The following is a 4,341-nucleotide window of genomic DNA, read 5'->3' as shown; positions in this document are numbered from 1 at the left end:
GCTACGAGGACGAGGGCGATTGAAGCCATGAACCGCTTCGCCGAGCTTCTCGACCGCCTGGTGCTGACGCCGTCGCGCAACGGCAAGCTGACCTTGCTGACCGACTATTTCCGCAGCGTCGAGGATCCCGATCGCGGGCTGGCGCTGGCTGCCATCACCGGCGATCTCCACATCGCCGCGGTCAAGCCGGCGATGCTGCGCATGCTGGTCACCGAACGCATGGATCCGGTGCTGTTCGGCTATTCCTACGACTATGTCGGCGATCTCGCCGAAACGGTGTCGCTGGTCTGGCCGCAAACGCCCGGAAACATCGCGAACCGCGAGCCGACGCTGGGCGAAGTCGTGGCCAAACTGCAGGCGGCAAGCCGCTCCGACGGGCCCAAGGTGCTGGCCGGGCTGCTCGACAGCGCGGGCATCTCGGCGCGCTTTGCCATCATCAAGCTGGTCACCGGCGGCTTGCGCATCGGCATGTCGGCGCGGCTGGCCAAACAGGCGCTGGCCGATTTCGGCAAGGTCGACGTGGCCGAGATCGAGGAGCTCTGGCACGGGCTGTCACCGCCTTACACAGCGCTGTTCGCGTGGCTGGAAGGCAAGGCCGAAAGACCACGAAGCACGGCGTTGGCATTGTTTCGCCCGGTGATGCTGTCGAACCCGGTCGGTGACGGCGATCTCGAAAAGCTCGATCCCGCGGATTATGCCGCCGAATGGAAATGGGACGGCATCCGTGTCCAGGCGACGGCCGAGGGCGGTATCCGCCGGCTCTATTCGCGCACCGGCGACGATGTCTCCGGTGCCTTTCCGGACCTCGCCGAGGCCATGCATTTTTCCGCAACGCTGGACGGCGAATTGCTGGTCGGCGATCCCCGGGAGGCGACGGGAACCTTCTCGGATCTGCAGCAACGGCTGAATCGCAAGACGGTGACACCGAAGATGCAGCAGCAATACCCGGCCTTCATGCGCTGCTACGATCTGCTCCAGCTCGGCGACGAGGATTTGCGCGCGCTGTCGTTTCGCGAGCGGCGCGGTCGGCTGGAAGCGTTTGTCGGAACGCTCGACCCGAGCCGTTTCGATCTTTCGCCATTCGTCGACTTCACGGATTGGCAAACGCTTGAGGAACTACGCCGGGTGCCGCCGCATCCGATCATCGAAGGCGTCATGCTGAAGCGCTGGGACTCAGCCTATGTCGCCGGCCGGCCGAAAGGTCCATGGTTCAAATGGAAACGCGATCCGCACACGGTGGACGCGGTGCTGATGTATGCCCAGCGCGGCCACGGCAAACGCTCGAGCTTCTATTCCGACTATACGTTCGGCGTCTGGACAGGTGCCGAAGGGGAAGAGGAACTGGTGCCGGTCGGCAAGGCCTATTTCGGCTTCACCGACGAGGAGTTGAAGCAGATCGACAAATATGTCCGCGACAACACGATCGAGCGTTTCGGGCCGGTGCGCTCGGTGCGGGCTGACCGCGACAACGGCCTTGTGCTGGAAGTCGCCTTCGAAGGGCTGAACCGCTCGACCCGGCACAAATCCGGCGTCGCCATGCGCTTTCCCCGCATTTCGCGGCTGCGCTGGGACAAGCCGGCCAACGAGGCCGACCGCATCGAGACGCTACAGGCGCTGCTCGACCGCTAGACCGTTCAGCGCTCTTACGGCTCGATCGAAACGCGGATTTCGTAGATGTCCGCGGCCTTACCCTGCTTGTCGAAGTCTGAATTGATGGCAATGGTGCCGGCCGAGCCCGGACGCTTGTCGGGAAACTGCACATCGAACAGATATTCGTTCTGCTGCTGGCCGACCGCATAGCGCTTGCGGCCGCAGTCGCCGAGTTCGCCGAAATTGCAGTCGACCGAAATCTGCGTCTCCTTGCCTTCTTCGGAGCGGGCAATGATGTCGAACACGGCATGTTTGCCGGCCAGCTTCTCCAGCACGCCTTGTCCGACGTCGAAACTGATCGCCGAACCGGACGCGCCGGAACGGATGCGCAGGAACGAACCGGTATCGTCCTTCATCACCTCGGCCCTGGCGTCAGACGGCGCGCTGACATGGGATGCATCGGCCGGCGAAAACACATTGATCCAGTCGCGCGCCTGGTCCGCGGCGCCGGGTTTTGCCGGACCGCCGTCGGCCGGTGTGAAATCGTCGTCCTCGACGGTCGGCGGCGCCTGCGGCGGGGCGGGGTCGAGTTGCGCGGATGTCTTGAACACGCCGGTCTGCACGGCGAAGAACAGGCCGATGCCAACCGCGGCGAGCAGTGTCACGGTCAGGAAGATGGCGGTCAGCGGCAGGCGACGTCCCCTTATGCGCCGTTCATCGCGGTCGGGCGCCACTTCCGTCGTCGCGCCGGCCGAGGCCGGAACCGACATGTCGATGGCCGGAGCATCGGGAAGCGTGGCCTCCGGCATGATGTCGGGAACGACGGGCAGAACGCGGGAGCGCGGCGCATCGGCAGCGGATTGCACGGGTCCGTCGACGACGACATCGGGGGACGATGCCTGTCGGCCGGTTTCGACCGCGGGCGCCGGGTCCGCTCCGAGTTCGACCGCCGGTGCATCGCCCTGCGGACCGACATCCGGCACCGCCGGCAGGAACTCGGATTCGATTTCGGTGATTTTCGCCTGAATTGCCTTGCGGCGCTTGATGGCGACCTCAACGGTCACACCCGGATTGGCCTGGAGCGCGCGATCGAGCGCGGCAAAAGCCGAGCGATAGACCCTCTCGCGGAACGCGCGGTCCTCGGCATTGCCTTTCTCCAAGGCGTTCCGGATCGCTTTTTCGATCGCGTCCAAGCGGGTCCCTCTGTCTTTGCCAACCTTGCCGTGATCGTTAGCCGCAGGCGACCAATCAATCAACGGGCGAGCGGCGTATTCTGCCTCGCAGAGGTGTGCAAAGTCCATTCCGGCGCTGTTCCGGCAACAAAATCAGCATGTTTCGCCGATTTTCGCGCACAGGGAGCACACGCACCGTGCGCCGCATTCCCTTGGCGATTGATTGGCGGACAAGGCGGCGGCCGGCTTTCGAGGGTGCCACGACGCCGACGCAGGAATTGCCAAGTCGCATCTTGAATTCGCGCCCGGTTGCGTCTATCACCGCCGCATCCTGGAGGCCTTGGCTTCCTGGGCCGCTTTAGCTCAGTTGGTAGAGCACCGCATTCGTAATGCGGGGGTCGCGTGTTCGAGTCACGCAAGCGGCACCATTCCTCCTCCATTTTTGTCGTCTGTCTGCCCCTTCGCAGCTGGTGCAAAGGATTGCGGCGCCGGCCTGGCAGATCTGCCATTGTCGAGACACCGGTTTGGTGTGAAAATCATGGCCTCAGCATGGGAGGTCAAAAATGCCCAACAATTTCAAGACCGGAGACGTCGTCAGGCTGAAATCCGGAGGTCCCAGGATGACGATCAGCGATGGGGCAGCCTCGGGCATGTATCTGTGCCACTGGTTCAATCGCGAGGGCGAGGTGTGGACCCCGCAACATGCCGGGTTCAAGCCCGAACAACTGATTGCGGCCGACCAGTCGGACTAGAGTTCCTTCCATCCCGATCGAGCCGGGATGGGCACCCTCTTTTGTCCGGGCGTGAACGGATCAGCAGGCGCGACCGACGGATTTTCCGGGTCGCGGCGTTTAACGGTTGAAGCGCGATGGCGGCACAAGCCGTCTGCGTCGCGCCAACCTGGAGACGCACAGCATGATCCGCCGTTCGATATCAGTCGTTGCCTTGAGTTTGCAGACCGTTGCGGCTTTCGCCCAGGCAACGACGCCGCCTGCACCGCCGACCGCCGCGCCACTTGCCGCGCCAGGCGCTTCGGGGACCAGGTCCGACATCACGCTGGCCAAATTCCAGAAGCGGCGCGAAAAGGCGATCATGGCGGCCGACACGGATGGCGACGGCAAGATCAGCCTGCTGGAATGGGAGGCCTTTCAGACGAAGCGCAACGTCAAGGGCGACGCCGCCAAATCCTTCGCGCGGATCGATTCCAACCATGACGGCTTCATCGATCGCGCCGAACTCGATGCATTCTTCGCCAGGCGCTTCGCCCGGCTGGACAAGAATGCCGACGGCATTTTGACGGCCGACGAACTGCCGGGCCACAAAACCGCTCCCAAGCCGAAGCAATGACCAAGAGGTCAAGCAGGGAGCAATGACCAAGAGGCAATGACGCGCGATGAATATCGGGAGTTCGCCGACTGATGGCTGCGGATCCGGACGAGGAGCTGGTTCGCCGTGTTGGCGCCGGCGAGCCGGCAGCGGTGCAAACCCTCGTCGCGCGCAAGCTGCCGCGTATCCTGGCGCTTGCCGTGCGCATGCTCGGCGATGCGGCGGAGGCCGAGGATGTCGCCCAGGAAACCTT

5 protein-coding genes and 1 tRNA gene are annotated in these 4,341 nt (G+C 63.8%); 5 read left to right on the top strand and 1 reads right to left on the bottom strand.

Annotated features, from left to right (window positions below; genetic code table 11):
* Positions 1 to 27: 27 nt before the first annotated feature.
* A complete protein-coding gene (locus EN906_RS24420) occupies positions 28 to 1,629 on the top strand; it encodes a cisplatin damage response ATP-dependent DNA ligase (RefSeq protein WP_127271579.1) in 1,602 nt (533 codons plus the stop codon).
* A 14-nt stretch (positions 1,630 to 1,643) separates the two neighbouring features.
* Here EN906_RS24420 and EN906_RS24415 read toward each other — a convergent pair whose 3' ends face one another.
* Positions 1,644 to 2,783, bottom strand: coding sequence for a hypothetical protein (locus tag EN906_RS24415; protein ID WP_164777323.1), 1,140 nt, complete (start codon positions 2,781 to 2,783; stop codon positions 1,644 to 1,646).
* Between the two features lie 331 nt (positions 2,784 to 3,114).
* Between EN906_RS24415 and EN906_RS24410 the strand changes: the two genes are divergently transcribed.
* From EN906_RS24410 to EN906_RS24395, 4 genes are all read left to right on the top strand, one after another.
* Positions 3,115 to 3,190 (top strand) — tRNA-Thr (locus EN906_RS24410).
* A 135-nt stretch (positions 3,191 to 3,325) separates the two neighbouring features.
* A complete protein-coding gene (locus EN906_RS24405; RefSeq protein ID WP_023811455.1) occupies positions 3,326 to 3,514 on the top strand; it encodes a DUF2158 domain-containing protein in 189 nt (62 codons plus the stop codon).
* Positions 3,515 to 3,677: 163 nt separating this feature from the next.
* Positions 3,678 to 4,109, top strand: a complete 432-nt coding sequence (locus tag EN906_RS24400; protein ID WP_127269066.1) for an acid-shock protein — start codon at positions 3,678 to 3,680, stop codon at positions 4,107 to 4,109.
* 71 nt (positions 4,110 to 4,180) lie between these two features.
* Positions 4,181 to 4,341: sigma factor (locus tag EN906_RS24395; RefSeq protein WP_281034233.1), on the top strand; the 161-nt coding region annotated here is incomplete at its 3' end.

This window comes from Mesorhizobium sp. M7A.F.Ca.CA.004.06.1.1 (genome assembly GCF_003999135.1).
Lineage (GTDB): Bacteria > Pseudomonadota > Alphaproteobacteria > Rhizobiales > Rhizobiaceae > Mesorhizobium.
Note: the sequence above shows the minus strand (reverse complement) of the source record. Positions and strands in the feature narration are given on the sequence as shown.

What these genes read in the sequence shown, in the direction of transcription:
- EN906_RS24420 (WP_127271579.1), top strand. Translation starts at nt 28, where the DNA reads ATGAACCGCTTCGCCGAGCTTCTCGACCGCCTGGTGCTGACGCCGTCG.
- EN906_RS24405 (WP_023811455.1), top strand. Translation starts at nt 3,326, where the DNA reads ATGCCCAACAATTTCAAGACCGGAGACGTCGTCAGGCTGAAATCCGGA.
- EN906_RS24400 (WP_127269066.1), top strand. Translation starts at nt 3,678, where the DNA reads ATGATCCGCCGTTCGATATCAGTCGTTGCCTTGAGTTTGCAGACCGTT.